This window comes from Flavobacterium plantiphilum (assembly GCF_046000495.1).
Taxonomy (GTDB): Bacteria; Bacteroidota; Bacteroidia; order Flavobacteriales; family Flavobacteriaceae; genus Flavobacterium; species Flavobacterium plantiphilum.
Genome location: NZ_JBELQA010000010.1, coordinates 135,479 through 158,245, shown reverse-complemented (window position 1 = coordinate 158,245; position 22,767 = coordinate 135,479). Strand labels below are relative to the sequence as shown.

Below are 22,767 nucleotides of genomic sequence, written 5' to 3'. Positions count from 1 at the left end.
AGCAGCGGAAATCCTTACTTGCCGGGGTTCGGCGAGTAAGATTGAAGCGGATAGCAGGAGAATGCTACATAAAAAAACTCGCACTATATTGTAGTACGAGCTTCTTATAATTTAGATTTTAGGCTTGGAAGATAATTTAGTATCCCAGTATTCGTTCAATTTATCAATATCTATAGGAACAGCGGCGGGCTGATTTTGCAATCTTCCTGTTTCGAAGGCTTCTTTAAGAATATTCTCTATCAGATAATCTTCATTGGATTCAAAAGGTGCATATTTAGATTTCAAATTAATATCAAATACACTTGCTGTGGTGTTAGACCAGAAGGCTTTCCATCCGCTTTTTAATGTTTTTATCAGTTCGTAAGTAGTTTTACCTGTTTGTCTGTCAATTAATCTAACTAAAATACGTCCCTGGCTTCGGGATAATTTTTTCAATCTTGCCTCAAACTCGTTAGTAAGATAGTCTTCTACTATTTTAAAATATTTCTTCTTTTCTCTTTCAGAGGAAAGTCGTTCCATTCCTTTATTTAAGTTAGTCAATCTGTCTGCTGCCAGTTTTGCATAAGGATAGGTTCTGTAAACCCTGCTTTGTAAAATCAGAAATTGTTTTTTTGCTTCGGGATCTTGTTTATCTTTTGCAACTATAATTTCGGGTAACTTTATAGTATCATTTAATACACTGTCCTTTTCCGTCAATACATACCCCATTGCATTTGGATCATAAGGAGTTTCTACCTGACTAAAGCCGGATAATGACAGTAATAAAAAGAATATTAAAAAATAAATTGATTTCATAAAGACAATATTTTGCTGTAAAATTATACATTATATACACAACTGTAATACCAAATTTATAATTTAGCAAAAAAATATTTTTATGAGCATAAAATCAATACTAAACAACCATTCAATGGCTTTTTTAGAAAGCTACCTTAATAATGCTTCTCCCACTGGTTATGAGAGTAGTGGTCAACAACTTTGGATGGATTATCTTAAACCTTATGTAGACACATTTATAACAGACACTTACGGAACAGCTGTAGGAATTATAAACCCTGATGCGCCTTTTAAAGTTGTCATAGAAGGACACGCTGACGAAATTTCCTGGTATGTAAATTATATTACCGAAGACGGTTTAATTTACGTTATCAGAAACGGAGGTTCTGATCATCAGATTGCGCCTTCAAAACGTGTTAACATTCATACTAAAAACGGAATTGTAAAAGGTGTTTTTGGCTGGCCGGCAATTCACACCCGAAACAGAGACAAAGAAGAAAATCCAAAAATCAGCAATATCTTTATTGATTTAGGTTGTGAAACCAAAGAACAGGTTGAAAAACTGGGTGTTCATGTGGGCTGTGTGATCACTTATCCTGACGAATTTATGGTTTTAAACGACAATAAATTTGTTTGTCGCGCTATCGATAACCGTATGGGAGGATTTATGATTGCCGAAGTGGCTCGTTTATTACACGAAAACAAAGTAAAATTGCCTTTTGGTCTGTATATTACAAATGCCGTCCAGGAAGAAGTAGGCTTGCGTGGTGCCGAAATGATTACTCAAACCATTAAGCCAAACGTAGCCATTATTACTGATGTATGCCACGACTCTACTACTCCAATGATTGATAAAAAGATTGAGGGAGAAACAAAAATAGGCAGTGGTCCGGTTATTACCTACGCTCCTGCTGTACAAAATAATTTAAGAGATTTAATTGTAAGTACTGCCGAAGAGAAAAAAATTCCTTTTCAGCGTTTGGCTTCTTCCCGCGTAACAGGAACAGATACCGATGCTTTTGCTTACAGCAATGGCGGTGTAGCTTCGGCATTGATTTCGCTTCCACTGCGTTACATGCATACCACTGTTGAGATGGTACATAAAGAAGATGTAGAAAATGTGATTCGGTTAATTTATGAATCCTTACTTAAAATAGAAAATAACGAAACATTTTCCTATTTTAAATAATATTTTCAGGAGCTAATCCTGCTATCCGCCATATCTCTTGTTTTAGCTATCGCACCACAAGAGGATTTCTTCCAATTCCGAAATCCGGAAGGAAACTATCGGGGTAAAAAAATCCGTCTTGTTCATAACAGAACGAGACGGATTTTTAAATTTTGGAAAACTGAAAAAAGTTTTTTGTTTTTAGAAACAGACTGTCCTAAGATAAAGAATAGTCTTTTTTTTGAATTAATTGATTAACTATTATTTTTTGCTATTTCTGTAACTTAAATAAAATACCTGAGGTAATACTGTTAAAGACAATATCATACAAACCAGCAATCCTCCCACAATCATAATTGCCAATGGTTTCTGAATTTCAGACCCCATTCCTGTTGAAAGTGCTGCCGGTAAGAGTCCTAAGGACCCCATCAACGCAATCATAACAATAGGTCTGATTCTACTATAAACTCCATTATTAATGGCTTCTTTCAGTGGCATTCTTTTGGCAAGATTTTCTTTTATTACGCCAATTAAAACTATACTGTCAATGGCGCTGACTCCAAATAAAATAATGAATCCTATTCCTGCAGAAATCCCAAATACTGTACCTGTTATCCATAGAGAAATAAATCCGCCAATGAAAGCATAAGGCATGGTACTTACGGCAATAAGTGTGTCTTTAAAATTACCAAAATTGAAATACAGTAAGAATAAGATTAATATCAAAACTACAGGAACTATAAGAGCTAACTGTTTTGTAGCGCGTTCTTTACTTTCAAATTCTCCTGCCCATTCCATTACATTTTCTTTAGGCAATTTCATATCCTTTGCCACTTTCTTTTGGGCTTCAGTAATTGTACTTCCTAAATCGCGACCGGCAATATTAAAGCCGATGGCAATATACCTGCTGTTTCCTTCACGGTAAATAAAGGTAGGTCCTGTTTTATAATCTATAGTGGCTATTTCCATTAAAGGAATACGTTTTCCGTCCATCGTCGGAATTAGAATTTTTTCTATTTTTTCTTTAGAATCTCTGTATTCTTTTTGAAAACGAATTCGAATATCAAACATTTTTTCATCATCATAGAAAGTAGATGCTGCCTGCCCACCTATCGCCATAGCTATTACTGCTTGTGCATCGGCAGTAGTGATTGCATAACGTGCCATTTTTTCGTCGTGAAGCTGGATTCGAAGTTCCGGTAAACCAATGTTTTTATAGACATTTATATCTTCAATTCCTTTTACATCTTTTATAGAATTGGCTACTTCTTGTGCCATTGACTCTAATTCGAATAAATCATTTCCGAAGATTTTAATTACCAATGGACTTTTAACCCCTGCTACATATTCTTCAACATTATCCTGAATAGGCTGACTGAACCCGAAATTAATTCCCGGATATAGTTCCAGTTTTTCCTTCATTTCAGCAATTAGTTGTTCTTTGCTGATTTTTCGTTTCCATTCCGATTCCTGTTTTAATTCGATATGAAACTCAATATTAAAGAAACCTGTTGGGTCTGTACCATCATTTGGCCTTCCTGTTTGCGAAAGAATAAATTTGACCTCATCAAATTTCTGCATCTCTTTTTTCATTTCCTGAGTCAGTCGAACCGATTCGTCCAAATTCACACTATTAGGCAAAGTCGCTCTTAGATATATAGCCCCTTCATTTAGCTTAGGAATAAATTCTGAACCATAAAAAACAAAACGTCCTATACAAATGGCTAACAAACTGAAGAATATAATAAGAGTCGCTTTTCTGTATTTTGTACTCCATTGAAATAATTTAAAAAGATTTTCTCTAAAAAAGTGGCTGATTTTATTTTCTCTTTCGACTATATTTTTGGTCAGCAACACTTTGCACATTGCCGGAACATAAGTAATACACAAAATTAAAGAACCTAATAATGCATAACCTAAAGTAAATGCTAATGGAGAAAACATTTTACCTTCCACTTTTTGGAAAGAAAAAATAGGTAAAAGTGCTACTATCAAAATAATTAATGCAAAGAAAATATACGTTGCCACGCTACCCACACTTTTCTTAATTAATCCCATTTTTGACATTTTATTAAAGCGCTCCATGCCTATTTTATGCGCTTTTGTTTCGAGCGACACAAAGACGGTCTCCACAATTACTAATGTTCCTTCGAGCAGTAACCCAAAATCAAGTGCTCCCATCGAAATAAGATTGGCGGGCAAACCCTGAATACGCAACATTATAATTGCAAAAAGAAATGCCAATGGAATTACCGATGCCACAATTACCGTTGTTCTCCAATTATACAGGAAAATAAAAACAATCAACGATACTAATAATACTCCCTCAACAAGATTTTTACTTACAGTATGAACAGTATGATCCACCAGCTCAGTACGGTCAATGAAAGGGATAATTTTTACATTAGAAGGTAGTATTCTCTCATTTAGCTCGTCCACTCTTGCACGTAAATTTTCAATTACATCACCAGGGTTTTCACCACGAAGCATAATAACGATTCCTTCGACAACATCAGTATCATTATCTAAACCTGCCTGTCCTAATCTGGGTTTTGCAGAAATAGAAACATCAGCCACATGTTTCACTAGAACAGCTGTGTTTCCAACGGTTTTAATCAAGATATTTCCAATATCTTCTACTTTATCGATTAAACCTACACCACGAACGACATAAGCCTGATCGCCACGCTGAATTACATCTCCACCCACATTGATATTACTTTTAGATACCGCATCAAAAACATCTAAAGGAGAAATATCATAATTATTCAATTCTGATGGATTAATCTTGATTTCAAAAGTTTTTTCTTCTCCGCCAAAACTAACTACATCGGCCACTCCTGGAACAGAAACTAATTCGCGTTCAATTACCCAATCCTGTAATGCTGTAACTTCTTTTATAGGAAGATCACTTTTTATTACATACCTGAAAATTTCTCCTGTTGCACCGGATGGAGGATCAATCTCAGGATCACTTCCTTCCGGTAAGTCGATATTATTCATCCGATTTGATGCATATTGTTGTGCATAAAAATCATCTACATCATCATTAAATAATACTGTTACTACAGATAATCCAAATAAAGATATGGAACGGACTTCTGCTTTTTTGGGAATAGTATTCATCGCATTAGTAATGGGTAATGTGATGAATTTTTCTACTTCTTCAGCACTTCTACCCGGCCATTGCGTAATGATTCTGGCTCTGGTATTTGTTACATCGGGGAATGCCTCTATGGGGGTATGAATATAACTGTAGACTCCTCCAATAAATAACGCAGCAGTCATAAAAAATATAATGAGCGAATTTTTAAGGGAAAAGGACACAATATTTTGAACAATTTTTTGCATAATTAATCTTGTCTTAACTGATTTTTATTACCGCTTTTTAACTCATTGTCTTTTAACTGCTCTGAAATAAGTAAATGATTTTTAACAATTACTTTTTCACCTGCATCAAGTCCGTTTTCAAAGTATATAAAATCCTTATTTTTTATAGTTGGAGTTATTTGTCTTCTTTCTAAATGGCAGTCATCTTTGTATATCAAGACATAATTTTGATTGTTATCAAAAATTAAAGTTTTCGCCGGTACCGCAACCATATCTTTCTGATTTACTTTTTTATTTATCAAAACATCTACAGTTAAACCTGGTTTGAGTTTTAAATTAGAATTATCCATTACAATTCTTGCTTTAAGTACATGTTCATCTGACTGAAAAACCTGAGATAATTTGTCAATTTTTCCATCAAAAGTTTGATCAGGATAAGCAGGTGTGGTAATTTTAACATCCATTCCCTCGTGAACATCTTTTAAATTTGTGGAATATATATTAACCATTACCCATACTTTAGAAAGATTAGAAATAGTAAAAAGTGAGCCTTCGTTGTCATTAATCTGAGTTCCGGGACTCATGTTTTTAGAAACAATATAACCGTTTACGGGTGCTTTGATTTGGAAGACAGATTTTTCTCCACTGGCACTGTATAATGCAAGATTTTGTTCTACATTGTCGATTGATGATTTTAAAACATCCACTTCACTTTGCCCCTGAATAAGATCACTTTGAGAAGCTATTTCATTTTCATACATCGACTGTGTGGCTTGCAGTTTTCTTTTTGCCACTAATAGTTGTGATTTTAGCGATTTGTGTTCTGCCTGCAAACTATTCAATTCTGTACTTTTAATTTCAGCTAAAATCTGGCCTTTTTTTACATAATCTCCTAATGAGAAAAAAGTAGTAGTTATTAAGCCGTTAACTAAGCTGGAAAATTGTACAACATCATCGGCATTATAAGCAACGTTTCCTGTTAAAGAAAAGCTTTCTGTTACAGGCAATAACTGAGCCGTTTCAATACTTATTTTTTCTTTTAATTTAGGTGTAAGACAAAATTTTTCAACAGTTGCTTTCTCTTCTTCTTTGTTTTTAGCACATCCACAAATTAGCAGAATAAGCGTTATGGATAATAAAATAGTGTTTTTCATATTTTTTAGTTTAATTCTTGTCCGCTGGCATTTTTAAATTCTTCCAGACAATTATTTAATTCTTTCTGTGTGTCTAATAAAATCATCTTATTATTCAGATAGGCTTCAACATAATCTAAATAAACCAGCAGGCTTATATTTCTGTTTTTGAAACTCATCAGATAATTATCTAACATTTTATCTAGTTTTGTCTGGTAGTCATCACCAATGTTTTTATATAGATTTTGTACAGCTTTAAAATTATTATAGGCTTCCATAATTTCAGTCTGCGCATTGTTTAAAACTTCCTCCTTATTCAATTTACTTTGTTCTACTGAAAATTGTGCAGCTTTAATATTTCCCTGATTTCTATCAAAAACGGGAAGGTCTATGGAAAAACCAAGTCCGAAGAAATTTTGCATAATGTTTCCTCCTCTGTCATAAGATGCTTCCAAAGTTATATCGGGAGTTTTCAAAGCTTTTTCATAAGCATATTTGTTTTGACTGTACTTCTCGTTGAGTTTTGCCAGCTTTACATCAGGTCTGTAATTCTCAATTTGGGCGATGCTATTCTCAATATTTAAATTGTTTATCTTATCCATGTCCGGAATAGCGTCATCCTCACTAATTTTTACATAACTCATAGGATTAAGATGCAATAGTTTTTTCATTTCACTTTGCAATGCATTATTTTCTATTTCAATTGTATTCAATTCATTGAGAAATTCTACTTCCGAGGCTTTTAACCGAATGTAATCTCCGGGGCTAATATTACCCAGCTCCATTTGTATAGCATATGATTTTGTTAGATTTTGTACGGATTGAAGTTGCTTTAAATAAACAATCTTTTTAGCCTGATTGTATTGCATTGCCGTGAGGTTGTTGCGGAATTCCATTTTTAAATTTCTTAGGAAATTTTTATAATATTCCACAGCCATTTCTGCTCCCACTTTTTCAATGGCAATCATTTTTTTTCGCTTTCCTGCAGTGTAAACTAATTGTTCTAAACTGGCACCGAATTCCTGATAGCGGCCATAATCCCCCCAAATGGCAGGTAATTCCTCTGAACCAGTATTACGCCAGAGATTGAATTCATTTACTGAAAATGTCGGGTTAGGCCATACTTTAGCCTGAATAATTTGAGCCTGAGCAATATCAATATTTAACCTTTCAGAAATCAAACTGAGGTTGTTTTGTAAAAAAATCGTTTCGGCATTCTTACGGCTTAAAAATATAGTATCGTTTACTATATTTTGTGCTGATGCCAAAACAGAAAAAAGAAAAATTGTGGGTAAAATAAGTTGTTTCAAAGCTTTCTGATTTAATAATAAGCAAAGTTATACTGCCCGTATTAAACCCATCTTTAAACCAAATTAGAAAGAAGTAAGAACGGTATTAGAAACTGATTAGAGTTTTGCAAAAGTTATGACAGCTTGTGTCCCCTCGTTCTCTTTTGAAGTAATCTGAAAATTGATATTATTTTTAGCAAATAAAACAGAAGCCAGTGAAAGTCCGATACCACTTCCCTGCACTTTTCCAACATTACTGCCCCGATAGAAAGTTTCATGAATGTGATGCAAGTCCTTTTCTTTAATTCCCCTGCCAAAGTCTTTAATCTTTATTTGGATTTGTTTTTGAAATAACAAAAGCGTTATTACAACAAGTTCATCCGAATATTTAATTGCATTTTCAATAATATTATAAATAGCTATGCTAATTTCTGACTCATTTCCTTTTACTGTAAGATTACTTTCTTCCTCTATTTCTAATTCTATACGAAGTCTGGCAGCAGAAAATTTATTGGTATTGGTGATTTTATCACTGCAATTCCATATCAGTTCATCGATTCTGAAACTTTCTTTTTGTACCATTTCCGATTTAAGTCCCGAAACAATCATCAGCGTATTCAATATTTCTTCAATTTCATAAACGTTATTTAAAACCTTTGCTGTTGTTTCCTGATACTCCTGAGGCGTACGTTCTTTTTGCGCAAAAACTTCTAAATGTCCTGATATCGATGCCAATGGTGTTTTAAATTCGTGAGAAATATAATTAATGAAATTTTTCTGCGTTTTAAAAGTATTAGATAACCTCTGAAAAAGATTATTATAGCTTTCAATTAAATTCTGAATTTCATCATTAGTATTCAGATTTACAATTTGTTGGTCTAAAGACGAAGCTTCAATTTCATTTACCTGTTTGATAATAGTATCGATAGGTTTATAGGCTATTTTAGACAAAAACAAACTCAAAAGATAAATAACCAATAATCCGGTAAACAACACAACCGTCATAATTATCATTAACTGATGGTTCTGAGTTTTAAATTCATAATCATTGGCCTGAACAAAAACCACAAAATCTCCCTGATTATCCTGATAAAAAATTCCAAAATAAAAATGATTATCTGATTCAAACATCACCTTTTTATTCTTCCTTGCCTTCTCTAATACTGCCGGAGTAATTGTTTTTAAACTCAGATTTGAACCGTATTGAACTTCATTTTTATCATTATAAATCCCAACCGTTATATCTTTAACATTCTCATTATATTGTTCTTTTATCTGCTTGTGTTCACTAATAGGTAATTCATCTTTTTCAAGATAATAGATGGCCGAAAGCAAACAGTTTTTTTGCATATTATCATAAATTCTTTTTTCAGAACTGCGATAAAATGCAACATAAATAATTAACGCAGCAATTATGAAAACTACGCCAAAAGTAACAGAAGAAAGAATAGTAAGTCTGTTTTTAATTTTCATCTACACCTCTTTAAGCATATACCCTGTACCTACAATAGTCTGTAAAACACCTGAATTAAGTTTCATTTTATTTCTGAGATAAGAGATATAAACATCAACTACATTGGTATTAGTATCATAATTAATACCCCAGACATTTATCAGTATCTGCGTACGCGCTAATACTTTGTTTTTATTTTCTATCAAATATAAAAGTAATTTATATTCCCGCGGAGAAAGCTCAACCTCTACATGGTCAAGCATCACTTTATGTTCATCAGTATTAACAGATATACTTCCACAGCTATAAGAATTGTTGTTTTCTTCATATTTTAATTTCGTCCTTCTTGCAAGTGCATTTATCCGGGAAATTAATTCTTTAAAATGAAATGGTTTTACCAGATAATCATCTGCACCTGAATCCAGTGCATCTACTTTGTCATCAGCATCACCTAATGCACTAAGCATAATAACAGGAGTAGTTTTCTTTTTGTAGCGAATAAGTTTTACCAATTCTACACCACTAATATCAGGAAGCATAATATCCATTAAAATAATATCCCATTGTGCTGATAAAAGTAATTCTCTGGCTTCAACACCATTTTCACTCAAATGAACATGAAAACCATTTTCCTGAAGCCCTTTGGTAACAAAGTCGCTAATTCTTTTATCATCTTCAACAAGTAGGATATTCATAATTCTATTTTTTACAAACTTAGCGATTTAAAGATTTATCGTTTTTATTTTCCCCTAAAAAATAAAATTGAAATTATTTACAAAAACAAAGCCACAATTTCAAAAATTAGAAATTGCGGCTTTGGATTATCTTTTCTCTTGACTCTTTCTTCTATTTTCTTTCTTCTAAATAAGCTAAAACGTTTTTTTCAATTCTTTCATTGATGTTCGAAATATCTGCTTTTACAAATTTTTCTCCAATAATGTTTTCGTATAATTCAATATATCTGTCTGAAACTGTCTCAATATAAGCATCCGTCATTTCGGGGATTTGTTGCCCTTCTTTACCCTGAAAACCATTTTCTATTAACCAGCGGCGTACAAATTCTTTAGACAATTGTTTTTGCTCTTCCCCTTTATTTTGTCTTTCCTGATATCCTTCAGAATAAAAATAACGAGAAGAATCCGGTGTATGAATTTCGTCAATTAGAACAATTTCACCATCTTTAGTTTTTCCAAATTCATATTTGGTATCTACTAAAATTAATCCGCGACTGGCAGCAATTTCAGTACCTCTTTGAAACAAAGCTCTGGTATATTTTTCTAAAATAATGTAATCTTCCTCACTTACAATTCCCTTAGAAAGGATTTCTTCTCTGGAAATATCGGCATCGTGTTCTCCGTTATCGGCTTTGGTAGTCGGAGTAATAATAGGCTCTAAAAATTTATCATTTTCTTTTAAGCCTTCTGCCATGGGTACTCCGCAAATAGTTCTTTTGCCTGCGGCATATTCGCGTGAAGCGTGACCTGATAAATACCCCCGAATAACCATTTCTACCTTAAAAGGTTCACATAAATGCCCTACAGCAACGCTTGGATCCGGAGTAGCAATCAACCAGTTAGGAACAATATCTGCTGTTAATTCCATGAATTTGGTAGCAATCTGGTTTAGAATCTGTCCTTTGTAAGGAATTCCTTTTGGCAAAACCACATCAAATGCCGAAAGCCTGTCGGTTGCCACCATTACTAATAATTTGTCATTTATATTATAAACTTCTCTTACTTTTCCTCTGTAAACTGACTTCTGACCCGGAAAATTAAAATTAGTTGTAGTGATTGTATTGCTCATTGTAGATACGTATTGCGTTGATTTTATAAGAATGCAAATTTAGGATTATTTTACACAGAAAAACAAAGAAAGTGCTGTTTCTATAAATACTTTTAACTCTCACTCCGTTTTTATAACAGCTTTCACAAGTTAATTTTATATTCTTATTGACCTACAGGCGTTTCTTATTTAGTTTCCAGACTTATGTTGTTTAATAATTTTTCCACCAAATAACTTGCAACTCCGTCTTTATGATTATTAGAAATAACTTCCAGATGCGACAACTTATTCTTTAGACTATCAGGAGCATTCCCCATTATCAAACCTTTAGCGGTAGTAGTTAACATTTTTTCATCATTATATCCGTCTCCAAAGGAAATCGCCTGATGAAAATCATATCCTTCTATTTCCAGGATACGTGCAATGGCTACACTTTTATCCACGGATTTATCCATAAATTCTAAACAATGAGGTAAGCTAAAAGCATGACTAAAAATATCAGGATGCTTTTCCAGAATTTTTTCTCTTAACTCCAGTAATTTCCCATGGCTTTCGTGTGTAAAGAATATTTTTATTACATCAAAATCAGTCACTTCTTTGTAGTTTACTAATTCAGGAATATAATTCAGTTCCGTTTGAAATTCCAGTAATTTATCGTTGTGTTTATTCGTTTGCCATACATTTTCTTTAAAAAGCACCGTAGTATATTCAGCCGGAATATCCATCTCCAGAACTGATTTTACGGCTTCGGCTACCATATTAATAGAAAAAAGCAATTCTTTTTTGGGACAATGTATTCGGGCACCATTAGAAGTAACCAGATAAATTGGAAAACCTAATGTTTCAATTATCGGCATCGCATCCAGATGATGACGTCCTGTGGCTACAATGATTAAATAATTCTGATTGTGTAATTCTCTGAAAATTTCCTTGGTATATTCTGAAATTCGGTGATCACTGTTAAGTAATGTTCCGTCTAAGTCGCTTATAATTACTTTTATATTTTCTTTTATCATATATTCTTATACTCTAATTCAGTACAAAAATATTGAAAATCAGAAGAAGGCGTAGTAAACAGAGGTTGAAATAACAGCAAATTAACGTATTGCTAAAATTATCTGGCAGTTAGATTTAATGAAACGGTAGACATATTTCCGCTTCCGTCATATCTTTCACCCCAGATTTCAATATAATCATCTTTCTTTAATTGTACTGTTCCTACTATGGGTAACGCTAAGATACCTGCTGATGAAAAGAATCCTGTAGAGGGTCTTCCATAAACTTTAGTATCTGTAATCACTGTACCGTTTTTGGCAAAATAAAGAATTAAAGTCATATCGGCAGCACTTCCCTGATAGGAAACCGAAGCGGTTACCTGAAAATATCTCGTTTTATTTCCTCTGTATGTAATTCTGTTATTTCCATCCCTTGTAAAGCGAAACAAATTATTAGAAGTAGTAGTACCAACTAATTTTGTTCTGCTCGATGTTCCTGTTCCCGTGAAAGAAGTGACCTGACCGCTTCCTACTGCTGCATCCAGATTAATATCCCCTGTAGCCACTTCGTCTCCTTCTCTGGGAATACCCGGAGCATTTACTGTCCAGACGGTACTAAAATAATAGCCCGGATAAGTCGAGGCTGCGGCATAACCTCTTATATATCCGGAAGCATTTGAAGTAGTACCTGAAAAAACAGTTCCTTCTACAATACCGGTTCCTACATTTAATCCTGCAGTACTAACATCCATTGCAACATCACTACCATTTACCGTACTAAAACCACTGGCTTTTTGAATTAATCCAAAGTTACCGGAAAATGTTTCAAATGTACCATTATTACTATCCAGCCAGGCCTGATTATTAAGAAGTAAATTACCAATATTTGAATACGTAATACCGGTCGTATTACTCACAAACTGAATAATATTACCAAAATAAAGTCCGATTCCTGATATACTTCCTACACTGGTAGTCATACCGGACACAACAGTATTCTGAACGAGTAAAGAGGATGAAGACGTTATTCCTGGACCTGTAATTTCAAAAGCTTTACCTCCTCTTAATGTCACATTTCTGACACTGCCTCCTGTATTTCCCTGAAAAATTGTTCCACCGGTGTAAGACAGAACATCTTCATTAGCATCCAGTCCGGAAACGTAGGCATTATTTAAATTAATAGATCTTGTCAAGGTTATGGTTCCATTAATTTCATAATAAGTATTGGTACTTAATAAATAAGTTGTTCCTCCTCCCGCTGCCAGTTCCGGTGCCAAATCTGCTGCTGATTTTACCAGTTTATAATTATTTCTCTTGATACTATCATCCGCTAATTTAATCCACGAAGATGTGGTGCTATTATAATAGTAAAATGCTTTCTCGGTAGTATCAAAAACCAGTAAACTTTCGGCAGGACTCGTAATTGCATTTCGTTGTAAGGTGGTCATTCTTGGTGTTAGCAATCCTTTAGAAGTAGATTGAATATCAAGCATAGAAGAAGCAGCCGGACTGGTCGTACCGATTCCTATTTGTGCTTTTACCAAAAAGCTCATTAAAAAACAAAGTAACGGTAAAACTATTCTGTAATTGGTTAAGGTATTTTTAGGTATCATATTCTTTGGTTTGTTAATTAATATCTCAGTTTTTCAGGATTACTTTTTGTTTTATTTCTCTTTTATCAGCAGTAATCAATTTTGCAATATAAATTCCATTATGCAAATTCCCGGTAGAAAAAGAATACTCCTGACGAAGTGGTAAATCCTTCTTTGAAATCACTGTTCTGCCCAGCATATCATAGAGTATAAATGATTCTACAGTTATATTTTCGGGATTATAAGCTTTAATAATGCGGTTTTTATTATCCTGAACAATTATTATTTTTGGAGTATTTTTATTTTCTTCTGCCAATATATTTTCGTCTTTAAAGGCAATTTTAAAACGCTCAGAATAAACGCCTGCAGCAACTGTTATCTGGTAACTGTCATTTTTAATATCATGATAAGAACTATCTAAGGAATCGTAGAGGAAAATTTGCTGAGAAGAATCAAAATTAACAACTTCCGGTACATAGAATTTTAAAGTTGTAGGTACAGCGGCTTTTACCCGTAAGGGTACTTTTTTGGTATTATCAAATGGAATTCCCTGAATAATATAGTTGTTATTAGCTATCAGAAAGGTTACATCATTGGGTAATGCTTCATCCAAATGTAAAGCATCTATTCCCGGGTCTGCTCCATCAGTAGCTTCCGGAACAAAAGCCAATGCCAGTTGTCTCGTAAACTGATTATTGATAATGGTGTTTAACTTAAAATGAGAAACTTCTGTTACTTCGTTCCCGGAGTTTTCTTCAACAGCTGTTTTATCTGCTTTTAACGTCTGTTTTTCAAACTGGGACAAAGCATTACTTTCTCTGTAGAATTCACGGTGTGCATTTTTAAATGTTGCTGTACCATTTGCAGAAGCATAAATAATAAATCCCTGTCCGATAGGAGAATATTTGCGCTCTATGGATAGCCCTGATGACAAACCAACTGTATTAAGAGAACCATCCGGATTATAAGAATTAAAAGTCGCTGGAACATAAATACCGTTTGAAGCCAGACTGATAGGCGAATACGCCCCATATCCCCCACGATAATCCGCAAGATAATGCGAATTTACCGTTTTATCCTGTTCCCAAAAATAAGCGATACCACCAGTAGCAGTATTGCCGGGGTCTAAAAGAAAAGCATTTAGGTGTAACGAGGAAGGATATGGATTTCCTGTTAAAGTAGAATTATTAGCTCCAAGATTAATGGTAATAGTACCATCATTAGGTTTGCCCCTAAAATCATATCGCTGGGCACTTCCGGGATTATTAACAATCCCGGTACCTTCGGGATCAGTTGCATCTGTTCCGCTGGTACCTTTCATTGTAAATCCTTCACCGGGTGCTAAGCTTGAAAGCGAACCAACTAATGTCCATTGAGAATAACCACTTGCGTTTACTAATTTATAAATCCAGCGTGCTGAAATTGATAAAGGATTAGAAATACCATCAAGGTCAGAATTTAAAATAGTTACCGGATTAGAAGTTACAGCGGTTTGAGGCTGTTGTAGCATGCTTATCCCAAAGTTTCCGTTTCCTGATCCTGAAGAGGCAGTACCCACGGGTGAACACCAGTAATTGTAATCAAAATTATCCGCAGTACCTTCCTGATAAACAGAAACTACCCCTTCCCCACTATTAGCAGAAGTAGCGTTTGTCCCTTGTACCAGCTGCCCATTACTCCTGAGATACAAATTAGAACCGGTATCTAAATTGACATTTTGATTTACGAACAGAACCTCATTTTTCACATACATATTAGCGTTTGGACTAAAATATATTTGAGAAATACTGCTTGTGGTTATGCTCAGCAATAAAAGTAAAATTTTATTCTTCATCCCTGATACTTTATTAAACGGTTTCTTATTATCTAACTATTTCTTTCTGTAGAATTAGGAGTATTTCTTTACCTTACTTTTCTTGCAATCAAAAACAAACCTAGGATGATTGTAATGAAAATGATTTCAATTCCAGCTTTAAATGGCAATCCGGGTGGTGGGGGAAGTCCCGGTGGTGGTGGCGTAAATTGAATATCATGAATCTCTTGTGCAAAACTAAATTTGCAGTAAAGTGTACAGTAGATAATGTAGAGGTATCTTATTTTCATTTTATTTCAAATTTGTAAATAAAAAGCTCGCAAGAAATGTATTCCAATTATCTGTTTTTTAATACTTAAATAAGCATTTCAAGAAAACATAACTTTATATAAAGTTACTTATTCATAAAATAAATCCGGGACCATTTAATCGTTTAAGGACGTAAAAAAACGTTTAAAGTCAAAAATTAAAAAAATTAACAAGTTAATACTTTATTTTACAAAATGAAGTACAACTGCTGAGTCAGGAGGCAGTTTTTTCTTGTAAGTTGAATGTTTTTTGAAAAAGGGAACAGGTATAAATAGGGAATTGTTAATATAAAAAAACTCTATAAAATGTTACTTAAATCAGGTATCATTTAAAAACCGAATACCGTATAATTCTTCCAAACAATCTGTATCCAAGGAAATTACGCAACACGTTCAGAGCATTGGCATCAAAACCAATAGTATTACGCTTAAATTTCTTAGGTGGATTTTCGGCGATTTCGAATACTTTAGTAATAATATTTTGTTTTAAATCTACATTTTTCTTGGTTTTACCTTCTACAACCGTACTTATTTTTTCCATCAGTTCATTGTAACATTTCACAGGAGTACGATTACATCTGGTTACATTTTTTTGAAAATTAGAAGGTGTATTTCCAAATTGTACTGTAGAAACGCTGATATTAAAATTCATTAATTCATATGCCATGCATTCAGAAAAACTCTCCACGGCATGCTTGGTAGAATGATAAAAACTCCCTAATGGTAAATTCACTAAACCCGCAATAGAAGAAATATTAATAAAATGACCTTTATTCTGCTTTCTGAAAACAGATGTAAAAGCGCGACAAACTTTAACCACTCCTAACCAGTTGACATCAACTATATTATTAATTTCTTCATCTTCGGAGAATTCAACAAAACTTCTGTATCCTATTCCGGCATTATTTATAACCACATCAATGGTTTTAAAATCCTGCAGAATTTTTTGCTTGGCTACAGTTATACTTTCTGTCGAAGTTACATCGAGTAAGTAGCAGTGAATATTAGGTATGTTTCTTAATTCTTTTCCTTGTTCCAAACAGAGCATTGTAGCGATAACATTCCAGTTATTTTTTGCAAAATGTACCGCTAATTCCTTTCCTATTCCTCCTGATGCGCCTGTTATGATTACGTTCTTCAATAGTTGTGGTATTTATTAAAAAGATGCGACCTCAGTTGAGGCCGCAGTTAGAATATTATTTTTTTACTATACATTATCAATAAAGTTGTGGCAAAACAACAAAATTAACTACAGATTAAAAAAAATTTCACCGGTTTTCTTTTAGAATTATTTTCTAAAAATGATGTAAAACGGAGAAATCAATTACTGTTTAATCCTGATTTTCAGTATATTTATAAGCATCAATTACTTTTTTAACTAATCGGTGTCTTACAATGTCTTTATCATCCAGATAAATAATTCCGATTCCTTCAATATCTTTCAAAACCAGTAAGGCTTCTTTAAGTCCGGAAATGGTTCTTCTGGGCAAATCTACCTGTCCGGGATCACCGGTAACCATAAATTTTGCATTTTTCCCCATACGGGTTAAAAACATTTTCATTTGCGAATGCGTCGTATTTTGAGCTTCATCCAGAATTACAAAAGCATTATCTAAAGTCCTCCCCCGCATAAAAGCCAATGGAGCAATCTGAATAATTCCTTTGGAAATATAATCTTCCAGTTTCTCATTCGGAATCATATCACGCAACGCATCATAAAGCGGCTGCATGTAAGGGTCCAGTTTTTCTTTCATATCTCCTGGAAGAAATCCTAAATTTTCTCCTGCTTCCACTGCCGGACGCGTGAGAATAATACGCTTGACTTGTTTTTCTTTCAAAGCTTTTACCGCCATAGCCACACCGGTATAGGTTTTTCCGGTACCAGCCGGTCCAACTGCAAAAACCATGTCATTTTTATTAATGGTATCTACCAGTAATTGTTGATTAGGAGTCATGGCTTTTACAATTTTGCCTCCTACTCCGTGAACTAAAATTTTGTCATTTGGACTCATGCGTTTGTCGTCCTGTACGTCTCCTAATATTACACGCTCAATTACATTATCATCAATATTATTGTAACGGGTAAAATGAAGCATTAATCTTTGAAAACGCCTTTCGAACTCGTCCAGAATGTCTTTTTCTCCAAATGCTTTTAAAGTTGTCCCTCTGGCAACTATTTTTAATTTTGGATAATATTTTTTAATCGTTTCAAGATGAGTGTCTTGAGCACCCCAAAACTCTTTTGGAGCGATGTCTATGAGCTCGATAATTCTTTCGTTCAAAGGGTATAATTTTATAGTATTACTAATTCAATTTAAAAACTCTTCCAAAATGTCTTTCATCCTGGTTTTATTTGGTTACTATTTAGAATTTATTTTGGCTTTTTTGCGTTTTTGAGATTACTATTATTAGCTTTGCATTTCTCAAATTTAATGAAAATTAATTTTAGATTTCACCAATAGTTATAAACAAAAATATGTCAATAATTACCCTTACTACCGATTATGGCTTAAAAGATCACTTTGTAGGTGCATTGAAAGGGAAAATTTTATCGGAATATCCGGAAGCACAGATTGTAGATATTTCACATGACATAGATCCGTTTAATATCGTAGAAGCCAGCTATATTATCAGTGCTGCCTATTCCAGTTTCCCTAAAGGAACGGTACATCTTATTGGGGTTGACATGGAATTAAACAAAGAAAATCAGCATATCGTAATGCAATGGAATGATTCTTACTTTATTGCTGCCGATAATGGAATTTTAAGTATGCTTTCGCAAAAGATTGTTCCGCAAAAAATTGTTGCTATCAACATTCACGACCGTTTGCCCAGCGATGCTTCGGGACTGGATGTTTTTGTAACTGTGGCCTGTCATATTGCCAGAGGTGGTTTACTGAATGTTATTGGCAGGGAAATACCTTCGGTAAAAGAAGTCACCGAAATGAAAGCCGTGACTGCCAATGATAATAACAGCTTAAAAGGTCATGTGATTTACATTGATCATTTTGGGAATGTGGTGACTAATATTACCAAAAAACAATTTCTGGAAGTAGCCAAAGGAAGACCCTACGAAATCCAGATGAAAACTAAAAACATCAAAACCATATTACCTAATTATTCGGCAATTGCTATTTCAGATAAATATCCAATTAAAAATTACGAAGGTGAAAAACTCGCCATTTTTAATGAAGCCGGGTATTTAGAAATTGCCATTTTCAGAAGTAATCCTTCTAAAATTGGTTCAGCCAGTAGCTTATTAGGACTTAATTATCGCGACGCAGTTACTATCGAATTTAAGAATTAAGAATTATGATTTTAGATTGCAGATTTGATAAATATCTAAACAGAATTAACGCACAACTCATAACTCATAACTAAAGAAGAATGAAAGCCTTATTATTACGTGAAATTAAATCCTTTTTTGGTTCTCCGACAGCTTATTTAGTGATTGCCATTTTTCTTATTATCAACGGATTATTCCTGTGGGTTTTTGAAGGTGATTACAATATTCTGAATTCGGGTTTTGCCGATATGACTCCCTTTTTCACCCTTGCACCATGGATTTTTATTTTCTTAATTCCGGCGGTCACTATGCGTTCATTCTCTGATGAAAGAAAACAGGGAACTCTTGAATTGCTTCTAACAAAACCATTATCGGTATGGCAAATAGCAAACGGAAAATTTATTGGAGCTCTTTTATTAATTATCATCGCCATCATCCCTACTTTTACTTATGTTGCTGTTATATCTAATTTAGGGATGCCCGAAGGCAACATCGATATGGGAAGTACAATTGGTTCTTATTTTGGACTTTTATTCTTAATTGGTGCTTACACCGCTATCGGAATTTTCACCTCTGCCCTTACTGACAATCAGATTGTCGCTTTTATTCTGGCGGTTTTTTTATGTTTCTTTTTTTATTTTGGATTCGAAGGATTTTCATCTCTAATCCCTTCTTTTTCATCATTAATTTCGGTTTTAGGAATGCAAAATCATTTTAAAAGTATGAGTCGGGGCGTCATTGACACCCGTGATATCCTTTATTTTATAAGCCTTATGGTGGCTTTTCTTTCGTTTACTGTTTACCAACTTAAATCTTTTAAACTGTAATGAAAGCAACTAAAAAAAGAAATCTGAAATCAGTATTAGTTACCGTAGTAATACTACTCATTCTAAATATTACAGGAAACTCATTTTTTCATCGGTTTGATTTAACTAAGGATCATCGGTATACTTTATCACAAACTTCATTAGATATTATTAAACAGGTAGAGGAACCCCTTTCAGTAAAAATTTATATGGAAGGCGATTTGCCGGCTGAATTCAAAAGACTGCAACAGGAAACCCGAGAATTACTCGAAGAATTCCAGGCATATAATTCGAATATTAATTTTGAATTTGTCAATCCTTTAGAAAATGAAGAAGCCAGTATGGACAACATAAAAGCGTTGTACATGAAAGGTCTGACTCCTGTAAACATAACAGTAGACGACAAAGGAAAGCAGTCTCAGGCAATGGTTTTTCCGTGGGCAATTGCGGTTTATCATAATAAAGAAGTGAATATCCCCTTGCTCAAAAATATCATGGGGGCTTCCACGACTGAAAAAGTAATCGGGTCTGTACAGCATTTAGAATATTCTATTGCCGATGCTTTGAATAAAGTGACTAAAGAAAAACAAAAAAAGATTGCTGTAATCAAAGGAAACGGAGAAATTCAGGATGTTTTTATAGCTAAATTTTTATTGCAAATAAGAGAAAGCTACCACATTGGTCCTTTTACGTTAGATTCTGTTGCCAAAAGTCCTGTGCCAACTTTAGAATCTTTAAAAAAATATGATTTGGCTATCATTGCCAAACCTACCGAAACATTCACCGATGCAGAAAAACAGGTTTTAGATCAATACATTATTCATGGAGGGAAAACAATCTGGCTCTTAGATCAGGTTGCCATAGAAATGGATAGTTTATACAACGATGCTGGAGCTGCTTTTGCTTTTCCAAGAGATTTGAATTTAAACGATATGTTTTTCAAATACGGCATCAGAATCAATCCTGATATTGTAAAAGACGAGCAGGGAAGTCCCATAAAACTGGCTACGGGAGAACAAGGAAGCGCTGCACAATACCAGACTTTTAACTGGAAATATGCACCATTGGTATATCCGGAAAGCCAGCATCCAATTGTGAAAAATCTGGGCGGTATTAAATTTGATTTTGCTAATCCAATTGATACTTTGAAAAACGGAATCAAGAAAACAGTGTTGCTAAAATCATCTCAGTATTCTAAAAAAGTGGGAACACCTGCCGAAATTAATTTGAATATTGTAACCGAAGAAACCAGTCCAAATCATTACCCAAATACTGGAAATCTTCCTATGGCGGTTTTACTAGAAGGCAACTTCCATTCGGCATTTGAAAACCGGGTTTTAGCTTTTGACCAGAGCAATTTTGAACCTACTGGAAAAACCGGTAAAATGATTGTAATTTCAGATGGTGATGTCATCAAAAATCAACTGGACAAAAATTACGAACCCGTAGAACTGGGTTTTGATCAACGTTCCGGAAATGTATATGATAACAAAGATTTTCTGCTCAATTGCGTTAATTATTTGCTTGATGATACGGGACTTATTAACATTCGTTCTAAGGATTTAGATTTACCTTTATTGGACAAAGAGAAAGTTTATCAAAATTATACCCGAACCCAAGTCTTAACTATCGGGCTTCCAATCCTAATTTTAGGTGTTTTTGGCGTAGCATTCAGCTTTATGAGAAAATACAAATACAGCAAATAGATGTTAATAAAAATTTTTCAAAACTAGATTTGTTTACGATATATTTGTAAAAATGTATCCTTTGCCAATTTTAAAAAAAAATACTTAAAAAATAAAATAAAAGAGCTGAAACCGTTCTGTTTTCAAACACAAATAATGACGGTGACCAAATTCCAATAAAAAAACAAATATAATCTTCATATGAAATTTATAGTATCGAGTTCGTACTTATTAAAGCAATTACAAGTTTTAGGAAGTGTTATCAACAGCAGCAATACATTACCTATCCTGGATAATTTTTTATTTGAATTAGACAATAACGAGTTAACCGTTTCTGCTTCTGATTTAGAAACAACCATGTCTGCTACTTTGTCTATCGATTCTACGAGCCAGGGAAGTGTTGCTGTACAGGCAAAATTGCTTTTGGAAATCCTGAAAACATTTCCGGAACAGCCGTTGACTTTTACAGTAGAAGAAAACAACACTATAGAAATAAGTTCAAATTCAGGAAAATATGCCTTAGCGTATGCTCCGGGCGAAGAATTCCCTAAAGCCGTAAATTTAGACGAACCATCTGTAACATTAGTGCCTGCTGATGTATTAGCTACTGCAGTAAGTAAAACTATTTTTGCTGCCGGTAATGATGATTTACGTCCGGTTATGTCAGGAGTATTCTTCCAGTTTTCTCCACAAGGTTTGACTTTTGTAGCAACAGATGCTCATAAATTAGTTAAATATGCCCGTACCGATGTTACTGCTTCTCAGGTAGCTGATTTTATCATGCCTAAAAAGCCGTTGACAATTTTAAAAAATATTCTGTCCACATCTGATGCTGAAGTAAAAATTGAATACAACGATTCGAATGCTACTTTTTCTTTTGACAACTATGTATTGATGTGCCGTCTTATTGATGGAAAATATCCAAATTACGAAGCAGTAATTCCAAAAGAAAATCCAAATAAATTAATGATTGACCGCTCTCAGTTTTTGAGTTCGGTACGTCGTGTCGCTATTTTTTCTAACAAAACTACGCATCAGATTCGCCTAAAAATTGCAGGAGCTGAATTGAATGTTTCTGCAGAAGATATCGACTATTCTAATAAGGCTGAAGAGCGCCTGACCTGTGATTATCAGGGAGACGATATGCAAATAGGTTACAACTCCCGTTTCCTGACTGAGATGCTGACTAACTTACAATCAGACATGATCATGCTGGAAATGTCATTGCCTAACCGTGCCGGAATTTTAACTCCTGTAGACGGGCTAGAAGATGGTGAAACAGTAACGATGCTTGTTATGCCTGTTATGCTAAATAGTTAAGAATATTGCATTTTTTTTGGTATAAAATTT

17 protein-coding genes are annotated in these 22,767 nt (G+C 34.1%); 5 read left to right on the top strand and 12 right to left on the bottom strand.

Going from position 1 to position 22,767, the window contains the following annotated elements; genetic code table 11:
• Nucleotides 1-111: 111 nt before the first annotated feature.
• Nucleotides 112-795: a DUF4294 domain-containing protein gene (locus tag ABS764_RS15670; protein WP_408082739.1), complete on the bottom strand. Its 684-nt coding sequence runs from the start codon at nt 793-795 to the stop codon at nt 112-114.
• Nucleotides 796-877: 82 nt separating this feature from the next.
• Here ABS764_RS15670 and ABS764_RS15665 point away from each other — a divergent pair, with 82 nt between their 5' ends.
• Nucleotides 878-1,966 carry a M42 family metallopeptidase gene (locus ABS764_RS15665; RefSeq protein WP_408082738.1) on the top strand — a complete coding sequence of 363 codons (1,089 nt, stop codon included), beginning with the start codon at nt 878-880 and terminating at the stop codon, nt 1,964-1,966.
• A 240-nt stretch (nt 1,967-2,206) separates the two neighbouring features.
• Here the strand turns inward: ABS764_RS15665 and ABS764_RS15660 are convergent, their stop codons facing one another.
• From ABS764_RS15660 to ABS764_RS15610, 11 genes are all read right to left on the bottom strand, one after another.
• On the bottom strand, nt 2,207-5,296 hold the full coding sequence (locus tag ABS764_RS15660) for an efflux RND transporter permease subunit (protein ID WP_408082737.1): 3,090 nt from the start codon (nt 5,294-5,296) through the stop codon (nt 2,207-2,209).
• Between the two features lie 2 nt (nt 5,297-5,298).
• Nucleotides 5,299-6,429 (bottom strand): efflux RND transporter periplasmic adaptor subunit, encoded by a 1,131-nt coding sequence (locus ABS764_RS15655; protein WP_408082736.1) that lies wholly within the window; start codon nt 6,427-6,429, stop codon nt 5,299-5,301.
• A gap of 5 nt (nt 6,430-6,434) precedes the next feature.
• Nucleotides 6,435-7,718 (bottom strand): TolC family protein, encoded by a 1,284-nt coding sequence (locus ABS764_RS15650; RefSeq protein ID WP_408082735.1) that lies wholly within the window; start codon nt 7,716-7,718, stop codon nt 6,435-6,437.
• Nucleotides 7,719-7,814: 96 nt separating this feature from the next.
• On the bottom strand, nt 7,815-9,170 hold the full coding sequence (locus ABS764_RS15645) for an ATP-binding protein (protein ID WP_408082734.1): 1,356 nt from the start codon (nt 9,168-9,170) through the stop codon (nt 7,815-7,817).
• The gene (locus tag ABS764_RS15640) at nt 9,171-9,845 is read right to left on the bottom strand and encodes a response regulator transcription factor (protein ID WP_408082733.1); all 675 of its coding nucleotides are present in this window, start codon (nt 9,843-9,845) and stop codon (nt 9,171-9,173) included.
• A gap of 151 nt (nt 9,846-9,996) precedes the next feature.
• On the bottom strand, nt 9,997-10,953 hold the full coding sequence (locus tag ABS764_RS15635; RefSeq protein WP_408082732.1) for a phosphoribosylaminoimidazolesuccinocarboxamide synthase: 957 nt from the start codon (nt 10,951-10,953) through the stop codon (nt 9,997-9,999).
• A gap of 164 nt (nt 10,954-11,117) precedes the next feature.
• Nucleotides 11,118-11,948 (bottom strand): Cof-type HAD-IIB family hydrolase, encoded by an 831-nt coding sequence (locus ABS764_RS15630; RefSeq protein ID WP_408082731.1) that lies wholly within the window; start codon nt 11,946-11,948, stop codon nt 11,118-11,120.
• Nucleotides 11,949-12,046: 98 nt separating this feature from the next.
• Nucleotides 12,047-13,540, bottom strand: a complete 1,494-nt coding sequence (locus ABS764_RS15625; RefSeq protein WP_408082730.1) for a hypothetical protein — start codon at nt 13,538-13,540, stop codon at nt 12,047-12,049.
• 25 nt (nt 13,541-13,565) lie between these two features.
• On the bottom strand, nt 13,566-15,353 hold the full coding sequence (locus tag ABS764_RS15620) for a T9SS type A sorting domain-containing protein (protein ID WP_408082729.1): 1,788 nt from the start codon (nt 15,351-15,353) through the stop codon (nt 13,566-13,568).
• 612 nt (nt 15,354-15,965) lie between these two features.
• Nucleotides 15,966-16,781 (bottom strand): SDR family NAD(P)-dependent oxidoreductase, encoded by an 816-nt coding sequence (locus ABS764_RS15615; RefSeq protein WP_408082728.1) that lies wholly within the window; start codon nt 16,779-16,781, stop codon nt 15,966-15,968.
• Between the two features lie 190 nt (nt 16,782-16,971).
• Entirely contained in the window at nt 16,972-17,922 is a 951-nt protein-coding gene (locus tag ABS764_RS15610; protein WP_408082727.1) for a PhoH family protein, read from the bottom strand.
• Between the two features lie 194 nt (nt 17,923-18,116).
• Here ABS764_RS15610 and ABS764_RS15605 point away from each other — a divergent pair, with 194 nt between their 5' ends.
• The 4 genes from ABS764_RS15605 to dnaN all read left to right on the top strand — a co-directional run bounded on the left by ABS764_RS15605 (nt 18,117) and on the right by dnaN (nt 22,737).
• Entirely contained in the window at nt 18,117-18,947 is an 831-nt protein-coding gene (locus tag ABS764_RS15605; protein WP_408082726.1) for an SAM hydrolase/SAM-dependent halogenase family protein, read from the top strand.
• A gap of 80 nt (nt 18,948-19,027) precedes the next feature.
• The gene (gldF, locus tag ABS764_RS15600) at nt 19,028-19,753 is read left to right on the top strand and encodes a gliding motility-associated ABC transporter permease subunit GldF (RefSeq protein WP_408082725.1); all 726 of its coding nucleotides are present in this window, start codon (nt 19,028-19,030) and stop codon (nt 19,751-19,753) included.
• Nucleotides 19,753-21,438: a gliding motility-associated ABC transporter substrate-binding protein GldG gene (gene gldG / locus ABS764_RS15595; RefSeq protein ID WP_408082724.1), complete on the top strand. Its 1,686-nt coding sequence runs from the start codon at nt 19,753-19,755 to the stop codon at nt 21,436-21,438. The genes gldF and gldG overlap by 1 nt, the downstream gene beginning before the upstream one ends.
• A gap of 180 nt (nt 21,439-21,618) precedes the next feature.
• On the top strand, nt 21,619-22,737 hold the full coding sequence (gene dnaN, locus ABS764_RS15590; protein WP_408082723.1) for a DNA polymerase III subunit beta: 1,119 nt from the start codon (nt 21,619-21,621) through the stop codon (nt 22,735-22,737).
• Nucleotides 22,738-22,767 lie beyond the last annotated feature (30 nt).

Bases quoted from the DNA above. Each gene is read 5' to 3' on its own strand.
- ABS764_RS15670 (WP_408082739.1), bottom strand. From the start codon at position 795: ATGAAATCAATTTATTTTTTAATATTCTTTTTATTACTGTCATTATCC.
- ABS764_RS15665 (WP_408082738.1), top strand. From the start codon at position 878: ATGAGCATAAAATCAATACTAAACAACCATTCAATGGCTTTTTTAGAA.
- ABS764_RS15660 (WP_408082737.1), bottom strand. From the start codon at position 5,296: ATGCAAAAAATTGTTCAAAATATTGTGTCCTTTTCCCTTAAAAATTCG.
- ABS764_RS15655 (WP_408082736.1), bottom strand. From the start codon at position 6,429: ATGAAAAACACTATTTTATTATCCATAACGCTTATTCTGCTAATTTGT.
- ABS764_RS15645 (WP_408082734.1), bottom strand. From the start codon at position 9,170: ATGAAAATTAAAAACAGACTTACTATTCTTTCTTCTGTTACTTTTGGC.
- ABS764_RS15640 (WP_408082733.1), bottom strand. From the start codon at position 9,845: ATGAATATCCTACTTGTTGAAGATGATAAAAGAATTAGCGACTTTGTT.
- ABS764_RS15635 (WP_408082732.1), bottom strand. From the start codon at position 10,953: ATGAGCAATACAATCACTACAACTAATTTTAATTTTCCGGGTCAGAAG.
- ABS764_RS15630 (WP_408082731.1), bottom strand. From the start codon at position 11,948: ATGATAAAAGAAAATATAAAAGTAATTATAAGCGACTTAGACGGAACA.
- ABS764_RS15625 (WP_408082730.1), bottom strand. From the start codon at position 13,540: ATGATACCTAAAAATACCTTAACCAATTACAGAATAGTTTTACCGTTA.
- ABS764_RS15620 (WP_408082729.1), bottom strand. From the start codon at position 15,353: ATGAAGAATAAAATTTTACTTTTATTGCTGAGCATAACCACAAGCAGT.
- ABS764_RS15605 (WP_408082726.1), top strand. From the start codon at position 18,117: ATGTCAATAATTACCCTTACTACCGATTATGGCTTAAAAGATCACTTT.
- gldF (WP_408082725.1), top strand. From the start codon at position 19,028: ATGAAAGCCTTATTATTACGTGAAATTAAATCCTTTTTTGGTTCTCCG.
- gldG (WP_408082724.1), top strand. From the start codon at position 19,753: ATGAAAGCAACTAAAAAAAGAAATCTGAAATCAGTATTAGTTACCGTA.
- dnaN (WP_408082723.1), top strand. From the start codon at position 21,619: ATGAAATTTATAGTATCGAGTTCGTACTTATTAAAGCAATTACAAGTT.